The organism is Psychrobacter sp. TB20-MNA-CIBAN-0197 (assembly GCF_040309765.1).
GTDB classification, from domain to species: domain Bacteria; phylum Pseudomonadota; class Gammaproteobacteria; order Pseudomonadales; family Moraxellaceae; genus Psychrobacter; species Psychrobacter submarinus.
The window spans coordinates 1-241 of sequence record NZ_JBEOPC010001293.1 but is presented as its reverse complement, the minus strand read 5'-3'; the positions used below and the strand labels follow the sequence as shown (position 1 = coordinate 241).

Here is a 241-nt window from a genome sequence, read left to right as displayed (position 1 = left end):
CCACCAGACCCAGCGACTGGTAGAGACCGAAGGCATTCGAGACTCCCCCGCCGCCGGGTAAGCTCGCCAGCAAACCGGAGGTGAACAGCGCCGCGAGATCCGGATCTCCGATCCCAAGCTGGTTAATAAATAAAGACAACGCCAGAATCTCGACAGACCAGATAAGTACAGAGAGCAGCAGGAAACCTGACACACGCCCCTCGACGGACTTATAGATCGCGACTTCAAGCCTGCGTAATAC

General features: G+C 56.4%; 1 protein-coding gene. It reads right to left on the bottom strand.

All coding sequences use genetic code 11. The annotated features are described in order from the left end of the window. The coding region (locus AAEY83_RS18140; protein ID WP_351061487.1) for a hypothetical protein at positions 1-241 on the bottom strand (241 nt) is incomplete at both ends.